This is a genomic window from Bacteroides sp. 1001136B_160425_E2 (assembly GCF_015559655.1).
In the GTDB taxonomy this organism is placed as follows: domain Bacteria; phylum Bacteroidota; class Bacteroidia; order Bacteroidales; family Bacteroidaceae; genus Bacteroides; species Bacteroides luhongzhouii.
In genome coordinates, this window is sequence record NZ_JADMQH010000005.1 from 238209 (window position 1) to 254689 (window position 16481).

Sequence of the window (16481 nt, forward strand, 5' to 3'; positions counted from 1 at the left end):
AGAATAAAACAGATAAAATCACTCATTGATTGCTCCACAATGGGGGCATACACCTTTTTGCTTCAATTTTTCCCCACAACGCCCACAACGATACTTATACCCAATGTTCCGATGGACTTTCTTCGCAAAAACCAGCATAAAAAAGGCAAGGAACAGATAACCGATATAAATATGTGTCATCAGGATAAAGAAGAAATAGCAGAAAATACAGCAGGACATCAACCCCAGCAGATAAAAGATAGCTGCAGCGGGAGTCAACTGTCGGAACAAATCATCCAGCACCGCCAAAGCGACTATCAAAAACAACCAGATACTCAACAAAAAGACAGAGAGAATAAAAGGAACTTTGAACGGCGACAAAGTAGGATTGAAATAAAAATGCTCCCACGTTTCCGGCACAAAGACCTGCATCGATTCGTAAATCGTTGCACTGAAAGCCATCAACAAACAGAGAAATAATGGATAAACACTATCTATATCATTAAAATAGACCATCTGCAACTGCTTTCGACGAAAAGCACGAAACAGATATACACCGACGAATAAAGCGAAGATAATAATGAAATAAGAAGCATGCGTATCACTGAAAAGATGAATGGCCTGCGAAATACTATCAGTCGGCACAAATGAATTTTTGAGTTCTTTTTCGCGTATCCAGCCTTGTTCATCCTGTGTATGAGCCAGCTTCACCCAAATACTGTCTACACTATCGGCCGGGTGAACCGCAAACTCTGCCACCACTACCCTATCTCCTTTATTCAACTGAATAAAAGTATCTTTTATCGGAAGACATTCCAAAGAGATGGAATCATCGACTACTTCCAGATTGGTATTCCATGTATAATGCCGCTCGTACAAGTAAGCCAACGAGTCTTTCGTCTTCTTCGACAGTTCTTCCGAATCCAAAGCCGGTGCTTTATAATAACAAGACGAAAACAAAAATAAACATAGTAGTAGGTTCATCACTGTTTTCATTGAGCCACTTTTACTTTCATTTGACAATTCTTACAATCAAATTCCAGACGAAAACGTTTGCCGTCATTTGACACCAGATAATAGGGTTCTTTATAAGGTGAACGCACCCGTTGATGGATAGGACACCATCCCATACTATAACGCAAACAATGTTTGCAGAACATCAGTACCGCATCTTCCACCGCTTCTTTTTCGTAAGCCGCCGCTATCTGTTGCACCCCATGTTCCTGATAGAAAGAAGCCGCACGAGTATTCATGACATTCCCCAAATAGGTTAGCATCGTTTGTGGAAAAGCATGATTGGTTGACTTCCATACCGACAATTCCTGACGGTAATTAATTCGACGGGCAGTTATTAACCGGTCGATTGCCTGCCGGCGGAAATCGGCTAATACCGAAGCCGGCAGAAACCAGTTGTCGGTAAAAGAGATTTTTATTTCTTTTGCTTCGAAAGGCGTATTTCCCAATTTAGACAGTTGCGTTTTCAGGTTGTCCGTCTGTGGAGTTCGGGCCAGCTCTTTCTCACGTGGAAGGGTGATTGTGACGCTATTATCATCTTCGTCAGTCAATGTCAAAGAGAAACCGAAATTATTATCGGCAAGCAACATTCGCACTGCGATTTTCCTTTCGGCAGATTTACGGGAAAGCACTCGTTCAAATTCCTGGTCGAAATTACGATACAATGTGGTACGAGGCTTGATGCGAGGCATTTCCTGTGGATACAGTTTGTTACTGTCCACCCGATTGATGCGGAATCCCTGCAAACGTCCCTGTTCGTCGATATAACAAACACCGTCTCCATTATTAAAGGATTTAAGTCCAGCAACCGTCAGATAGTTGCCCCGAGCCTCTTTCATGGTTCCCATCTCTTCGCCCAACGACTTGGGAGTATCAAAAGAGAAAATCTCTTTGTCACGTCCATGCAGGAAATAATGTGTGAATCCACGACTGAAACTCTTATCCAATTGCGGCTTAAACTCGAAACTGCACGTACCCGAAGAAGCCCGTACATATTCCGGACGATGGGCAAAGATGGCATCCAACTTCTGACGATATGCAGCCGTTACATTCTTCACGTAAGAAACGTCTTTCAGTCGTCCCTCTATCTTGAACGATGAAGCTCCGGCATCCAGCAATTGCTCCAGTTCGTCACTTTGATTCATATCTTTCAGGGAAAGCAGGTGCTTGTCTTTGACAATCACTTTCCCGTCCGCGTCTACCAGACTAAAAGGCAAACGGCAGAATTGCGCACATTCTCCCCGGTTGGCGCTGCGACCGAAACAGGCTTGGCTGACGTAGCACTGCCCGCTATAGCTGACACAAAGTGCCCCATGCACAAATACCTCCAAAGGTACCTCCGGGCAACTTTCATGTATCTTCTTTATTTCACGCAATGATAATTCCCGCGCCAAGACTACTTGTCGGAAACCTGCCTCCCAAAGGAACTTCACTTTTTCCGGTGTACGGTTGTCCATCTGTGTACTGGCATGAAGCGGTATCGGAGGAAGATTCAACTTCGTGATTCCCATGTCCTGCACAATCAGCGCGTCTACGCCAATCCGATAAAGCGCATGAATCATCTCCTCCGTCTCTTTCAACTCTTCTTCTTTCAGAATCGTATTGACCGTGACATAAATACGTGCATTATACAAATGGGCATGCCGCACCAATGATTCAATATCTTCCAATGAGTTCACAGCCGCCGCACGGGCACCGAACTTCGGAGCACCGATATATACTGCATCTGCACCATGGTTGATAGCTTCAATGCCACATTCCAGGTTTTTCGCCGGAGCGAGAAGTTCTATTTTACGCTGCTTTATCATTTAATATCGTTGATGTTGTAAGGTGTTTCCTGATAAACGAAGTAGTTCAGCCAATTGGAGAACAACAAATTGGCATGAGCACGCCAACGTACCAACGGGCCTTTTTCAGGATCATTGTCTATATAATAATTGCGGGGCATCTCTATCGGCAAGCCTTTATCGAGATCGCGACGGTATTCCGTGTCCAGTGTCAGCGGAGAATATTCAGAGTGTCCCGTGACAAAGAATTCACGACCACCCCGTGCCATTGCCATATAGACACCGGCATCTTTCGATTCGGAAAGCAACGTCAGTTCCGGAACTTTCAGAATGTCTTCCCTGCGTACTTCCGTATGACGGCTATGCGGCACATAGAAACAATCATCAAAACCACGGAAGATGGAGTGGAAAGGTTCCAATACCTGATGTTCAAAGATGCCGAACATCTTCTCTTTCAACGGATATTTAGGGACTCCATAATGATGGTACAACCCGGCTTGCGCAGCCCAGCATATATATAAGGTAGAAGTGACATGCGTACGTGCCCAATCAAAGATTTCCGTAATCTCATCCCAATAGGTCACCTCCTCGAAGTCCATCTGCTCTACAGGAGCTCCGGTGATAATCATGCCGTCATACTTCTCGTGACGCATCTGTTCGAAATCTGTATAGAACGTTTTCATGTGTTCTATCGGCGTATTCTTTGACGTGTGGCTCTTGATCTTCATAAATGAAATCTCCACCTGAAGAGGTGTATTGGAGAGTAAGCGCACCAAGTCTGTTTCCGTTGTAATCTTCAACGGCATCAGGTTCAGAATCACAATCCGTAGCGGACGAATATCCTGTTGCGTAGCGCGGGAAGCGTCGATCACAAAAATATTTTCTTCCTTCAAAAGCTCTATCGCAGGTAGTTTATCGGGTAAATTTAAAGGCATAATCGCTATATATTAGTAATTTGAGTGCAAAAATACGAAAAATATAGCAGATTATAGGGAGGTAGCTTATTTAGAAGACGTACAAATTAAGTCAATTTAAACATAGAAGCATAACAACCAATCAATAAAAGCCTTATTTTTGCCGAAGAAATTAGTACTAATAATTTAAATCTTAGAAAAATGGCATACGTAATTAGTGACGATTGTATTGCTTGCGGAACTTGCATTGACGAGTGTCCGGTAGAAGCTATCTCTGAAGGTGATATCTATTCTATCAACCCAGATGTATGTACTGACTGTGGTACTTGTGCAGATGTTTGTCCGTCTGAAGCAATTCACCCGGCTGAATAATACAAGTTACAAAAAGAGTATAGGCTGTTTTCTACGGAAGGCAGCCTTTTTTATTCTTCTACATTTTCTTATTTTCTCCACCACAGATGACACGGATGAACACAGACTATTTATATTCAACTAAAAAAATGGAATGATGTGTGTCCACCCCCTCTCTCGAAAACAAAAAAAATTCCCTCACTACATTATGTTGTAGCAAGGGAATCACAAATTAAATAATTCTCAAACAATAAATATTCTTTTAATCTGTGTTCATCCGTGTAATCCACGGTGAACTCTTATTTCAACTTAGCCAATGCTTCTTTGATACGACGGATAGCCTCTACGATATTTTCATCGCTTGTAGCATAACTCATACGGATACATTCAGGAGCACCAAAAGAGGCACCACCTACGCAAGCCACGTGAGCTTCTTCAAGCAAGTACATTGCCAAATCATCTGAATCTGCAATCTTACGTTCACCGTTGCTCTTTCCAAAGAAAGCATCGCATTTCGGGAACAGATAGAAAGCACCTTGCGGAACGTTTACCTCAAATCCCGGAACTTCCTTAGCCAACTTCACAATCAGGTCACGACGGCGTTGGAATGCTTTCTGCATTTCTTTTACCGGTTCTTGTGTTCCTGTATATGCCACTTCAGCAGCTTTTTGAGAAACAGAGCAAGGACCTGAAGTGTACTGACCTTGCAACTTGTTGCAAGCTTTTACAATCCATTCCGGACCGGCAATGAAACCGATTCTCCATCCTGTCATAGCGTAAGCCTTGGATACACCGTTTACAATCACTGTACGTTCCTTCATTTCTGGGAATTGAGCGATACTCTGATGCGCACCGATATAATTGATATGTTCGTAAATCTCGTCAGCGATTACTATCACCTGCGGATGTTTAGCCAATACTGCAGACAATCCGGCCAGTTCTTCTTTTGTATATACAGAACCTGTCGGATTAGACGGAGAACAAAGAATCAATGCTTTCGTCTTCGGAGTAATGGCTGCTTCCAACTGTTCCGGAGTAATCTTGAAATCTTGTTCGATACCTGCCGAAACAATTACGGGAGTACCTTCTGCCATTTTCACCATTTCCGGGTAGCTCACCCAGTAAGGAGCCGGCACGATAACTTCGTCACCCGGATTTACCAATACAAGGATTGTATTACAAACAGATTGTTTGGCACCATTTGCACACGAAATCTGAGCGGCTGTATATTCCAGACCGTTTTCTTTTTTCAGTTTCTCAACAATAGCATTGCGCAAAGCCGGATAACCCGGTACTGGAGAGTAACGAGAAAAGTTATCATCTATGGCTTTTTTCGCAGCTTCTTTGATGTGGTCAGGAGTATTAAAATCCGGTTCTCCTACACTTAAGTTAATAACATCAACACCCTGTGCCTTGAGCTCGTTGCTCTTTTGCGACATGGCAAGCGTCGCCGACGGCGACAAGCTGTTCAAACGATCTGATAATTGATTCATTCTGTATCTATTTTATTGTTGTTGAGTGAAATTCGTTGCAAAATAAGCGATAATATTTGATATATGAAAACAAATTGGTAATTTACTTATTAAAATGTAAAGTATGCCCCATTCTTTCTTTCTTTGTTCTCAAGTATCGTTCATTATACGGGTTAGGAACTGTTTCAACAGGTACATTTTCTACTATCTCCAATCCGTATGCTTCCAAACCAACACGTTTCACCGGATTATTTGTCAAAAGTCTCATTTTGTGTACTCCCAGCTCACGAAGGATTTGTGCGCCTACTCCATAATCACGTTCGTCGGCAAGGTGTCCCAAACAAATATTCGCGTCAACAGTATCCATACCGTCTTCCTGCAACTTATATGCTTTCATCTTTTCCATCAGACCGATGCCGCGTCCTTCCTGATTGAGGTAAACCACCACGCCTTTTCCTTCTTTTTCGATCATTTCCATCGCTTTATGCAGCTGCTCGCCACAGTCACAACGTTGTGAGCCAAGGATATCTCCAGTAGCACAAGAGGAATGGACACGTACCAAGATAGGTTCGTCTTCACTCCATGTTCCTTTAAATATAGCCATGTGCTCCAATCCGTTTGATTTCTGGCGGAAAGGAATCAGACGGAACTTCCCGTGTTCGGTAGGCATGTTTACTTCCACTCCTTTTTCTACAATGGATTCCTGTTTCAGGCGATAAACGATCAGATCATGGATAGAAATCAGTTTCAGTCCGTGTTCGTCTGCCATCTGACGGAGTTCGGGCAAACGTGCCATTGTTCCGTCTTCACTCATGATTTCCATCAAGGCACCCGCCGGGTAAAGTCCTGCCAGACGAGCCATATCAATCGTAGCTTCTGTATGTCCGGCACGACGAAGTACTCCTTTTTCTTGCGCATACAACGGATTGATATGTCCGGGACGACCGAAAGTAGCCGGTGTAGAAGTCGGATCGGCCAACGCTTGAATAGTAGCGGCACGGTCGGAAGCGGAAACACCTGTTGTACAACCTTCCAGTTTGTCAATGGTAACCGTAAAAGGAGTTCCCAACACGGAAGTATTGTCACTTACCTGATGCGGTAAATCCAACTCCTTGCAACGAGACACTGTGACAGGTGCACAAAGTACGCCACGTGCATGTTTCAACATGAAATTTACTTTTTCGGGAGTTATCTTTTCAGCTGCAATAATCAAGTCGCCTTCGTTTTCGCGGTCTTCATCATCCACTACTATGACAAACTTGCCTTCTTTGAAGTCGGCAATCGCGTCTTCTATTCTATCCATTTTAATAGTCTCTTTCATAACACTTATTTATTGATTTTCTGTATGATGAATTGAATTTGTTCATTGTTCTTTATAATCCGTTCCATATCCTTAGCCAGACGAACACGGAACGCCCAGATACGGAAATAGAAAAATAAACCGATAGGGAAAATGACTCCGGCTACCAGATTCAACCAATATATATGGAACGGGCGCACATGAGCAGAAACGGAAATAACCGGATAATTGTTTAATGCACCGATCAAAGTGGCAGATTTCGTATTGGACATTTCTTCAACCAACGCTTCCAACTTTTCATTGATTGCCATCACCTCGTTATCATCCTCACTCGCCATCCACAACTTAAAGTAATTCGGTGCTTTTTCCAATCGTTTCCTGGCGGCATACGCTTTACACTCTGCCGATAGTTGTTCCAAATCACCAGTCAGACGTGCGTAATCAGGATCATGAATAATCACTTCTTTCTTAAATAAATGGCGTACACTACGAATTCCCACAATCTTTTTAAACCAGTTGATATAGGCGTCTGCATTAAGCACCACAGAGTCTTTATTCGATTTATAAGTAAGGAAGATTCCTAATGGGGCAAGAACCGCGCTACTCGTCCACATTCCCATCCAAACAATCCACTTACCATCGCGGGCCATTTTATATCCTGTATTATCAATGATATAGTAAATGATAAACACCAACACTGATACGATTACCGGCATTCCCAAACCTCCTTTACGGATAATACCCCCCAACGGAGCTCCGATAAAGAAGAACAGCAGACAAGAAAGTGAAATCGTTATCTTCTTATGCCATTCCGTCTTATGTTTTCGAATACTATAATCATTGTTCTCCATCGTGAATTTCTTGAACCCAAGATCGTTAGCCACGTTCTCCGCACGACTGACAGCAGAAGAAATCACCTTCTGTTTCTGCGTTAAAGAGGCTACTTCGTAAAGACTGTCTACATTATATTCATGAATATCCGCCTTTTCTATTTTGATCGTATCTTCCTTTGTCAATCCATAAGAAGGACGGAAGTTTCCTTCTGCCACTTCCCTGTAATACTGTCGCCCGATACTGTCGCCCACTACCGTCATTGAATCTATGGAACTCTGCAACTGTGCCATATCCTTAGCACTGGACTGCTTACCCATGATCTCACCGTCAACCATATTGAAATCGGAATTAAACTCAATAATGGTATGTTTTTCCCGGAATTCCTCGCGTCGATAAGGTACATTCTCCGATTTCATACTTTGGGCTTTCAGATTCTCAAATAAATCTCCGCTATACAAATGTAACCAAAGATGCTGTTTATCCGCGGTCATTTCCAAACGCCCGGAATCAGCATATATAATACGTGCTTTCTCAAAGCCATCTTTCATACTATAAATCAGCACATCATATAACATACCGGTCTTCCGGTTCTTTTTAGCTACCTTTAAATTATAGTCTTTGATTTCAGAATAGAAAACCCCTTCCGGAATATCCAACTCCGGAGATTTTTGTTTCATCGAAAGGATCAGGGTTCCCAGCTTAGCCTGGGCGATAGGACCTACTACATTTTGGAAATAGAATGAGACACCGACAAGCCCACAAACGAAGAAAGCAAGCGGACGCATGATTTTAAGGAGGGAAATACCTGCAGCTTTCATCGCAAGCAATTCATAACGCTCGCCAAAGTTACCGAAAGTAATCAAAGAAGCCAGTAACACCGCCAATGGCAACGATACTGGCACTAGTGTTAATGCGGAATAAAAGAAGAATTGAGCCATTACGCTCATCTCCAATCCCTTCCCGACCAATTCGTCTACATATCTCCACAGGAACTGCATCATGAATATGAACAGACAGATGAAGAATGTACCAATAAAGAGCATCAAAAAGCTCTTTACGATGAATATATCTAATTTCTTTATGCGTAGCATCTTAATAGGTTCGTGCAATTAGGATGCAAAATTAGCACAAAAAAAGGAGCATCGAAAATTTTTAGTTGAAAGTTAACTAAAAACCACAAGTTCTTCTTAATTTAGCTACTTGTGACTCCCACAATTCTTTCATATCATCCACTTCATCCGGCTCTGCGAAATCGGTAATTTCCAACACATAGTCACTAGTCAGCTCATTATAAGTCATCTTGATTTCAAAATAATCACGTTCGTTTTCATCATCCTGCCAACGGAAGCGGATAAAAGAGAAAGAGCGAATGGCAATAATCTCTGCTTTCCTCAGTTCTGTCTTCCCCCAATGGAACTCTACTATTTTATCGTCAGAAACAACTTTGTCGGCAAACCAGTCCTCCAACCCGGTCGGTGTACTAATAGCTCCCCAAAGAATATTTTTAGACGTTGCATTCAACAAATACTCCAAATGAATCTTTTCCTTTTTCATAGCAATTTCGAATTGTTTTTACGTGTGCCAAGATAAATACTTTTTTCTAAATACACCGCATAAATCAGACACTTTATTTAATTATTCTTTCATTATCGAGCCTCAAACTCCCTGTTTATAGGGAAAATCAGGACCCTTCTTAAAGAAAAAACACAAAAAAGTTATGAATTGTTTTGGAGATTATAAAAAATCATCTATCTTTGCACCCGCAATCGAGAAATGATGGCGGGATAGCTCAGCTGGTTAGAGCGCATGATTCATAATCATGAGGTCCCCGGTTCAATCCCGGGTCCCGCTACTAAGCCGAAAGGCTTGTAAATTAGGCAATTAGGAGGCTTCCACTCTTGGTTGTCTTTTTTTATTTTACCAACCTCGTGAAATCATAGCGAAATCACAAATTCCCTATACACTGAATAACATCCTATTCATACCTACCTAATAAAAAGCCAAAGGCTGTCCTATTACATGAATAGGATAGTTCTTTAAATCTTATTTGAGCTATAATATATTGGCATTTTAGCGACTTTCTCTATTTTGATGACACATCGTATCCCTCATATATAAAATGGTCTAAAATAAGAGAAGGGGGTAGTAATATAAAGGGGAGGGGGTAGATCAGGGCGTTCTAAATATAGCAGGTAAATTGCAAATTTTAATTTTTTGATTTTTTTATCTAAACTAAGATACACCCTCTACTACTAGCTTTGTTTCAAAGCTTTTAGTTATAATTATATCAGCCGACTCTTCCTATTCGGCTATAACCAGGAAGAGTCCGTTTCTTTAATTCGACTGAATAAGATGGCAATTATCTTTTATTCTTTTATTCTTCCATTCTTGTCTCATACTTTTTTTTATTTAGAAGTTTACTGTGATACTATTAAGTTATTCATACCCATAAAAACGCAACCACTCATTTGCGTGTTTAGTTACGTCTTTTAAATATTTCCTTCCTATGCTCAATATGTGTGTGTACTCTTCAAACTCTACAGGTTTGTTAGTTTCTTCATAAAAGGAAATATTATCTTTATTGTTATCAACAACAGCATATATTTCTTTCAATTTTAACGAATCACCTATTTTAATCCTATATTTAATTATATATATATCTAAATCTACTTTTTCTTTTTCCTGTGTTCTTGATATAAATTTTTCTATTTCACTTTTATAGCCATCAGCATTCATTGCTAAAGTCAGATTAGACACAAAGAAATCATTAAACTCTGGTGTTTCCCAACGAGATGAATCTACTTGCTTTTTATTTTTTATAATAGAATCTATTTTATCATCAAATGATTTTCCTACCAATAATCCATCTTCCAATTTTGCTATAATAGAATCTGAATTAACGTAAAAATCTCTTTTGATACTTACAATCTCTTTAACATCTTTCGGGGCATCAAAATTTGCTTGTATGTAGTTCTCAAACTCATTTTGGATCATATCCTCGGTTGTAGATTTGCAACTTGTTATTAATAATACTAGCATTAAATAATACGCTTTTGTTTTCATAACTATAATTTTATTGATTAATACAGCTCATTAGAGTTTACACAGAAAAGGAATAGGGTGCTGATTATCAACCCCCTAAAACCTTATTCTATTATAATGTTCAATAAATATAAAACATTCGACTTATATAAATATACACACCGACCTTATCAACGTATGTTGAATCTGAATTCTTAGTAATCAAAATCAAAACTAAGCACTTGGTTCGGTTTGTCTATTGTCACTCTCTCAAGAATTAATCTTCCTGCTAGTTCGGCAATTGAAGGTCTTGTTCTATTGGCTGATTTTACAAAAACAAAATAACTACCATATGGCAATTCTATCGAATATTTACCGGAACCATCAATTAGACTCATGTATGGTGCAATACTCTCATTGTCTACGTATTGTTTAAGACATTTAGAAGAAAGTTCTTTTAATTCTATTTCATTCTCCTTAGTAAAGCCCGTAAGCCTTCTTATGGCATCATCATCAAGACCGTCAGCCTCCTTTTTTAAAGAAAGATAGTTCATCATATTACTCGCTAATTTATCATACTTTTGCCACAGTGTTCTAATTACCACTTTTGCCTCATGTACTTCAATAATTCTAACCTCGGCACCGACATCTATTTTATAGCCTAAGTGATCATTATATTTATAACGCACAACACCCTGCAAATTACACTTTTGTGCATAAGTTGTTCCTAAAGTACTTACTATTAAAGTGATCAGTAAAACTATTCTTTTCATTTCTATGTGAATTTGTTGATTGAGTTTTATTTTATATAAAGATGTAACATCTATTTAGAAACTTTTTCTGCATGAATGGTATATTATATCCTTTTGGTAGCATTCACCAAAGTTGCACTGCGTTGATTTTCTAAATTTTATTATAACTTTTGGGTATATCAGAGAAAATACTCTAGTATGTTTTTTGTTAAGATAACAAATTATTTCCACGCTTGTAGCTATTATTTCTTAGTTAGTCCTGCAAATATTGTTAACACTCCCCAAATACATAAACAAATGATAAATGGTAATGATTGCATAAAATTCCTCCTTTCTTTAATTAATTGCCTTCTTCCATAGGTGGAATATTAAAGGAATTATCAATATCGTTGAAGTAGTAATATTTTCCTTTTTCAAAAGGGGTTTTATCTAAATCTATAGTAGAGGTTTGTTTATTTCGGGTTATACGAAGAAATTTCACATTTGCTCGCAACTCACAAAAGAAAGCATAATACAGACCATCTGCAGTTTTCAAATTGGTACTTTCTAATAAAGCTGTACCGCCACCACCTGAACAATATTCTACTTGTGTCTTATCACTTTTGTCAAACATCAACATAAAAGAATCATATTGTGCGTTTAATGTTATGTTTTCTGTGTTATTTGTTATAGTGATGTTTTCCTTAAAAGCAAGATATAGGGAATCTATGCAAGACATATAATAAACTGTAGAAGGATGAGAAGTGCCTGTTACTTCATATTCTCCGGTTAATAGTTTGAAGGAATGTTTTTTATTCCAATTTCCTTTGATTGTAGCAGTCGCTCCTGTTTCTTTGTTCGTAAATGTCAAATCAAAATTTTTAGGAGTTAATTGTTTAGTCTTAATGTACTTGTTGTAGAAATCTGTATAAGCCGTACCTCCCGCCCTAGTCATACTTCCCGACTCTGTAAAAGAGAAATCTAAAGATACCTCTTCATAACTTTTCTTTTTATAGTTAAACATAAAGTGAATAATCTTATCCAACCTCACGACTAAACATAAAAAGAGCGTGAGTTGTACATTATTTGCTTTAAGAGGTACTACCACATACCCACCAATACAAATAAGCACCACCCACGCTTAAGCGTAGGCGTTTTGTGTGCCTATTGTCCTTGTACTGGTTTGAAAAGTGGTAGTTTTCTTAAAGCAAGTCCAATAGCAAAACGCTATATTTCCATAAATAGTAATTCAACACGACTGTTGTATACGATGCAAAAATATGAAAAGTTTTTGATAAAAGAGTAAATGTCCTATATATTATTATATAACTAGTATATAATATATTATTAATATATAGAATAGATACACCCGCCTTCGCTCTCGGCTAATCATGATCTTTTTTCTTACCTAACAAATAATCATTAATATCTTTGTACTCCTGATAAAAATCATAAGTAATAACTTTACTCTGTCCTGCTATCATCAATAGTTCTATATGGCATTTTCTACCCGCTTCATCGTTATCTAAAAAGCTATGAATAACATCATATTGGTTTAAAATGTCTTTTGTCTGTTTTAAAGTAGTAACGCTATGTAGTATTACACAATCAGTTTTGGGAACTATTCTATGTCCTATCATCAGTAAACTTAGAAAATCAAAAATACCCTCAAAGATACAAAGTTCATTGCTGCGCTCCCCTTTGATGATCGAATATGCTTTGTTACCGATAACCATTTTAAAATGGTTGAGTCCAACTATTTCCCACCCTTCTAACACATTCTGCATTCCTAAACTATAATATTCTCTATTATTATTTACATAGTATATTTGTTTTAAGTATGTACCCACAATATTGTTACTTATTCCCCTGCTAATACAATATTGTATGAGGGATCCCGAAGAATATGGTATGGTTATGCTCTTTATCCTCGTTTCAGAATAAGACTGAATCGGAGAAGAATTTAGACTTTCCCGGTGAAAAGAAAAATCACCATTTTCTAAGATCTTACATGCCGTATAAAAATTGCATTGTTCTAGCTTCATTACTAAGTCTATAACTGAACCACCTTCACCGATTCCGTAGTCGTACCATAAATTTTTATCATAGTCAATTTTAAAACTAGGGTTGTGTTCATCCCTAAACGGAGATATGTATAGTCCATAACTATTTTTTCTTTTCATGGGTTTTTTATTAATATAGCTTTCAATACCGACATCTTTAGCTTTCATATTCCTATTAGTTAGTTTTTAAATATAAGAGGTTGTTAGGTTGTAGGTTGATTATCCGCCAAATTCCTTATTTATAATAGTTTAACGACAATACAATCTACAACCCTACAACCACAATGTTATTTATTCAAAAGCTTGTTTACAGCTTGTTGAGTAATACCTATAGCTTCTGCTAGTTTGGATTGATTCAGCTTCTCATATCTCTTGGATAGCTCTTTGAGAATATCAGCATTTGATAGTCGTGAGACTTCTGTTTCATTTAATAAATGTGTATTAACCCTTTCTGCCATTGCGGTAAAATAACGACAAATCTGAATGCAATACTCAACAGTCGAAACCTCAATAGTATTGGCGTACGTTTCTCCTGTCCTCACTTTTGCAATATAAACAACTAGGGATAAGCGAGCAAGTGCTATTTCCATTTTTGAATATACGGCACGTAAAAAGTTGTTTTCTGTTTGGTTTATCTTATCCGTTAGCTCATCGGAATATTTTATAAATACCTCTTTAGCCTCATCTGAAAAAGAGGTTTTAGTCTCCGGCATGATACACAAATCGTTTATAAAAGAATCATAACCTTCCAACAGTGTCTTATCCATCGTTTGATCCCTGTAATATGGTTTTGGAAAATCAGGTGGAAATACAAATAGAAAGCGTTGAATGAATCCATTATCTATCATTGTTTCATTTTTCAGGAACCTTTTCAGTGTATTAGGTTGGGTTGTGCCGATTACTGATAAAAACGGATCATTAATAATCGTAATGTTTTCTCCTTTACGGTTTACTCTTATACTGGTATTATTATATATTGATAGATAGTTTTCCACTTCTCCACTTTTTACATACCGCCCAAAGTCATTAAACCAACCGACCAACTCATCTCTACAAATAGTAATTCCATTACTTTCCCCAATAGTGCTTAATAAAGCCTCGGGAGTAGCGTCATTGTTTAGATAACATTCAAAGGTAGGTCGAGTAGAGTTTGTGGAGCTTTTTTTCTCCGTTTCTTGCCACTTTTCCAACTCTTTTCGATAAAGCGAATATTCATCATGCTCTTTTTTTTCTAATGGCTTAAAAGCAATCGATAAAGGAGTTGACTTTCCTACGCCACTTTTTGCAATTATAATGATCCATAATTGGGGGTAATTTATATATTTATCTATTAACTTCGCCTTCTTCTTAATTGCAGCGCACATTGCAGAGATTAAGCTAACAGCGAAAAGCTCTTGTGGTACTTGATACACCTCTGCTCCCTGTATCGTCATTTTTTGAATCAATGATGGTAATCCATAAATAGGAAATTCTAGTTCTTTATCATTGCTTGACTTGTTTTTGTCTTCTGCCAAATGTGACGCTTTGTTTTCTTGCAAAGAAGTTGTATTCAATGTATCTATGTTATTGCATGTTTCGCTAGAATTAACTATCTTTGTTTCAATATTAATAGGCTTTTCTGTCTGGAGAATTTCCCCTGCGCCTGTTTGCGGAGACGCAGGGGGATTTTTCTTTTGCTTCATACCGCTGTACCTCCTTTCCCTAGCTTTTCTAAATCTTCCAATAACTCTTCTTTGTAAAAGAAGAAATTACCCTTAATACTATAGAATCTGATTCTTTCCTCATCTCGGAGTTTCATTAGGGTGTTAACACCTACGCCTACAGCCTTACTTGCATTACGAAATCCCTTCAACTTTGTTTTAGAGGGTTGAGGCTTCTGAATAACCAACTTTTCTACTGCATTGTTTACCGCATCATTTACAAGTGCGTACAGTCCCTCCCTTGAGATTTGAACCATGATTCCTGTTTCTGTACCTATTGCTTGAATAGGATTTTTTTTCATTAATAATTCTTTTACCATAATTCTTTTGTTTTTAAATTATGGCTGCAAGAACGGAATAACCACCGGACACCATCGGGCACGCCCTATAAATCCCTTTATTTTTCTTCTAATTTCTCTTTTAAATAATTGATCGTCTTTTTTTTCATTGCATTTCCAATATTAGTAGATTGCAATGGTTTATTCAGTTTTAGACCGATATAATCTGCAATTTGCTCATAAAGAGTCCGTAAAGGAAGAGGAGGTAATATACCTCTATCAATGCAACCTTCAACAAAACCTCTAAGTAAACTTAGTCTTCTACCTGTTAAAATACTTTTATTACCTACTGTTATTTGCAAATCTTCTAACGCATTCAATATTAGTTCTTTTTTCGGATACGAATTAAACAAGAACACTAGCTTATTCTTATTTTCATTTTCTTCTTTCTGAATCTTATCGCTCAATTCTTTTTTATAATATTTCAACTTATCAATAACTAATAGCAGCTGAATAAATAAATAAAAGTCGTCATTATCATCAACCCATTTAGCCAAAATATTCACATCGTTTATTCCTGGTTTGCCAAAATCAGCCCAATCATCTCCAAAATCTACCATAGAAATAATCTTATTCTCGATTGACTTTATTTTATCTGAAAAAGTTTTTATTCTCTCTTCATCGGAGCTTTCATTCATACATATCGCTCTAGTTTTTTGTATGCTCATATTTACGTTTATGTCATATTTATAATGACTTATAAACATCGAAACCTTATCTGGATTTTGTTTAGCCTCTAAACAAAAATTATAATAAAAATACTTTAATTCGGATATATATTGTCTTTCTTCCTCTTCTTCACTAGGATAGAGATCATCATAATCTATTTCCTTAGATAATCGTTCATTATATTCATTGATTGCAATTTCACGTATTTCTTCCAACAAATCTATATCACAATCCTCCAATTCTTCAAATTTTTTATTATCTGCTAAAAATTTCAATCGCAGTTTCTCGTATTTCTTATCTTCAAGCAT

At 38.0% G+C, this 16481-nt stretch carries 15 protein-coding genes and 1 tRNA gene; 2 read left to right on the top strand and 14 right to left on the bottom strand.

Annotated elements, in window-relative coordinates:
• Positions 1-18 precede the first annotated feature (18 nt).
• From I2I04_RS06975 to metA, 3 genes are read right to left on the bottom strand one after another with little or no spacing between them, the layout of a single operon-like run.
• Positions 19-975 (bottom strand): zinc ribbon domain-containing protein, encoded by a 957-nt coding sequence (locus I2I04_RS06975; RefSeq protein ID WP_195472591.1) that lies wholly within the window; start codon positions 973-975, stop codon positions 19-21.
• Positions 972-2801 carry a peptidase U32 family protein gene (locus I2I04_RS06980; protein ID WP_195654654.1) on the bottom strand — a complete coding sequence of 610 codons (1830 nt, stop codon included), beginning with the start codon at positions 2799-2801 and terminating at the stop codon, positions 972-974. The genes I2I04_RS06975 and I2I04_RS06980 overlap by 4 nt, the downstream gene beginning before the upstream one ends.
• Complete coding sequence (metA, locus tag I2I04_RS06985; protein WP_143260009.1) at positions 2798-3715, bottom strand: homoserine O-succinyltransferase; 918 nt, start codon at positions 3713-3715, stop codon at positions 2798-2800. The genes I2I04_RS06980 and metA overlap by 4 nt, the downstream gene beginning before the upstream one ends.
• A 180-nt stretch (positions 3716-3895) precedes the next feature.
• Here metA and I2I04_RS06990 point away from each other — a divergent pair, with 180 nt between their 5' ends.
• Entirely contained in the window at positions 3896-4066 is a 171-nt protein-coding gene (locus I2I04_RS06990; protein ID WP_002559159.1) for a DUF362 domain-containing protein, read from the top strand.
• Positions 4067-4344: 278 nt separating this feature from the next.
• Here I2I04_RS06990 and I2I04_RS06995 read toward each other — a convergent pair whose 3' ends face one another.
• The 4 genes from I2I04_RS06995 to I2I04_RS07010 all read right to left on the bottom strand — a co-directional run bounded on the left by I2I04_RS06995 (position 4345) and on the right by I2I04_RS07010 (position 9205).
• Positions 4345-5538 carry a pyridoxal phosphate-dependent aminotransferase gene (locus I2I04_RS06995; protein ID WP_004306402.1) on the bottom strand — a complete coding sequence of 398 codons (1194 nt, stop codon included), beginning with the start codon at positions 5536-5538 and terminating at the stop codon, positions 4345-4347.
• Positions 5539-5620: 82 nt separating this feature from the next.
• A complete protein-coding gene (locus tag I2I04_RS07000) occupies positions 5621-6838 on the bottom strand; it encodes a bifunctional 3,4-dihydroxy-2-butanone-4-phosphate synthase/GTP cyclohydrolase II (protein ID WP_004309056.1) in 1218 nt (405 codons plus the stop codon).
• Positions 6839-6843: 5 nt separating this feature from the next.
• Complete coding sequence (locus I2I04_RS07005; protein ID WP_143260011.1) at positions 6844-8742, bottom strand: LptF/LptG family permease; 1899 nt, start codon at positions 8740-8742, stop codon at positions 6844-6846.
• Positions 8743-8818: 76 nt separating this feature from the next.
• Positions 8819-9205 carry an START-like domain-containing protein gene (locus I2I04_RS07010; RefSeq protein ID WP_143260012.1) on the bottom strand — a complete coding sequence of 129 codons (387 nt, stop codon included), beginning with the start codon at positions 9203-9205 and terminating at the stop codon, positions 8819-8821.
• 224 nt (positions 9206-9429) lie between these two features.
• On the opposite strand from I2I04_RS07010, the gene I2I04_RS07015 reads away from it, so the two are divergent.
• Positions 9430-9503: transfer RNA gene (locus I2I04_RS07015), tRNA-Met, on the top strand.
• A 584-nt stretch (positions 9504-10087) separates the two neighbouring features.
• Here the strand turns inward: I2I04_RS07015 and I2I04_RS07020 are convergent.
• The 7 genes from I2I04_RS07020 to I2I04_RS07050 form a co-directional block, all read right to left on the bottom strand.
• Positions 10088-10714 carry a hypothetical protein gene (locus tag I2I04_RS07020; RefSeq protein WP_195654655.1) on the bottom strand — a complete coding sequence of 209 codons (627 nt, stop codon included), beginning with the start codon at positions 10712-10714 and terminating at the stop codon, positions 10088-10090.
• A 173-nt stretch (positions 10715-10887) separates the two neighbouring features.
• Positions 10888-11445 carry a hypothetical protein gene (locus tag I2I04_RS07025; RefSeq protein WP_195654656.1) on the bottom strand — a complete coding sequence of 186 codons (558 nt, stop codon included), beginning with the start codon at positions 11443-11445 and terminating at the stop codon, positions 10888-10890.
• 319 nt (positions 11446-11764) lie between these two features.
• Entirely contained in the window at positions 11765-12427 is a 663-nt protein-coding gene (locus tag I2I04_RS07030) for a hypothetical protein (RefSeq protein WP_195654657.1), read from the bottom strand.
• Between the two features lie 361 nt (positions 12428-12788).
• Positions 12789-13634, bottom strand: coding sequence for a toprim domain-containing protein (locus tag I2I04_RS07035; RefSeq protein WP_195654658.1), 846 nt, complete (start codon positions 13632-13634; stop codon positions 12789-12791).
• Positions 13635-13753: 119 nt separating this feature from the next.
• The gene (locus tag I2I04_RS07040; protein WP_195654659.1) at positions 13754-15148 is read right to left on the bottom strand and encodes a DUF3987 domain-containing protein; all 1395 of its coding nucleotides are present in this window, start codon (positions 15146-15148) and stop codon (positions 13754-13756) included.
• Positions 15145-15486, bottom strand: a complete 342-nt coding sequence (locus I2I04_RS07045; RefSeq protein ID WP_195654660.1) for a hypothetical protein — start codon at positions 15484-15486, stop codon at positions 15145-15147. Before I2I04_RS07045 ends, I2I04_RS07040 begins: the two co-directional genes overlap by 4 nt.
• A 77-nt stretch (positions 15487-15563) precedes the next feature.
• Positions 15564-16481 carry a hypothetical protein gene (locus I2I04_RS07050; protein ID WP_195654661.1) on the bottom strand — a complete coding sequence of 306 codons (918 nt, stop codon included), beginning with the start codon at positions 16479-16481 and terminating at the stop codon, positions 15564-15566.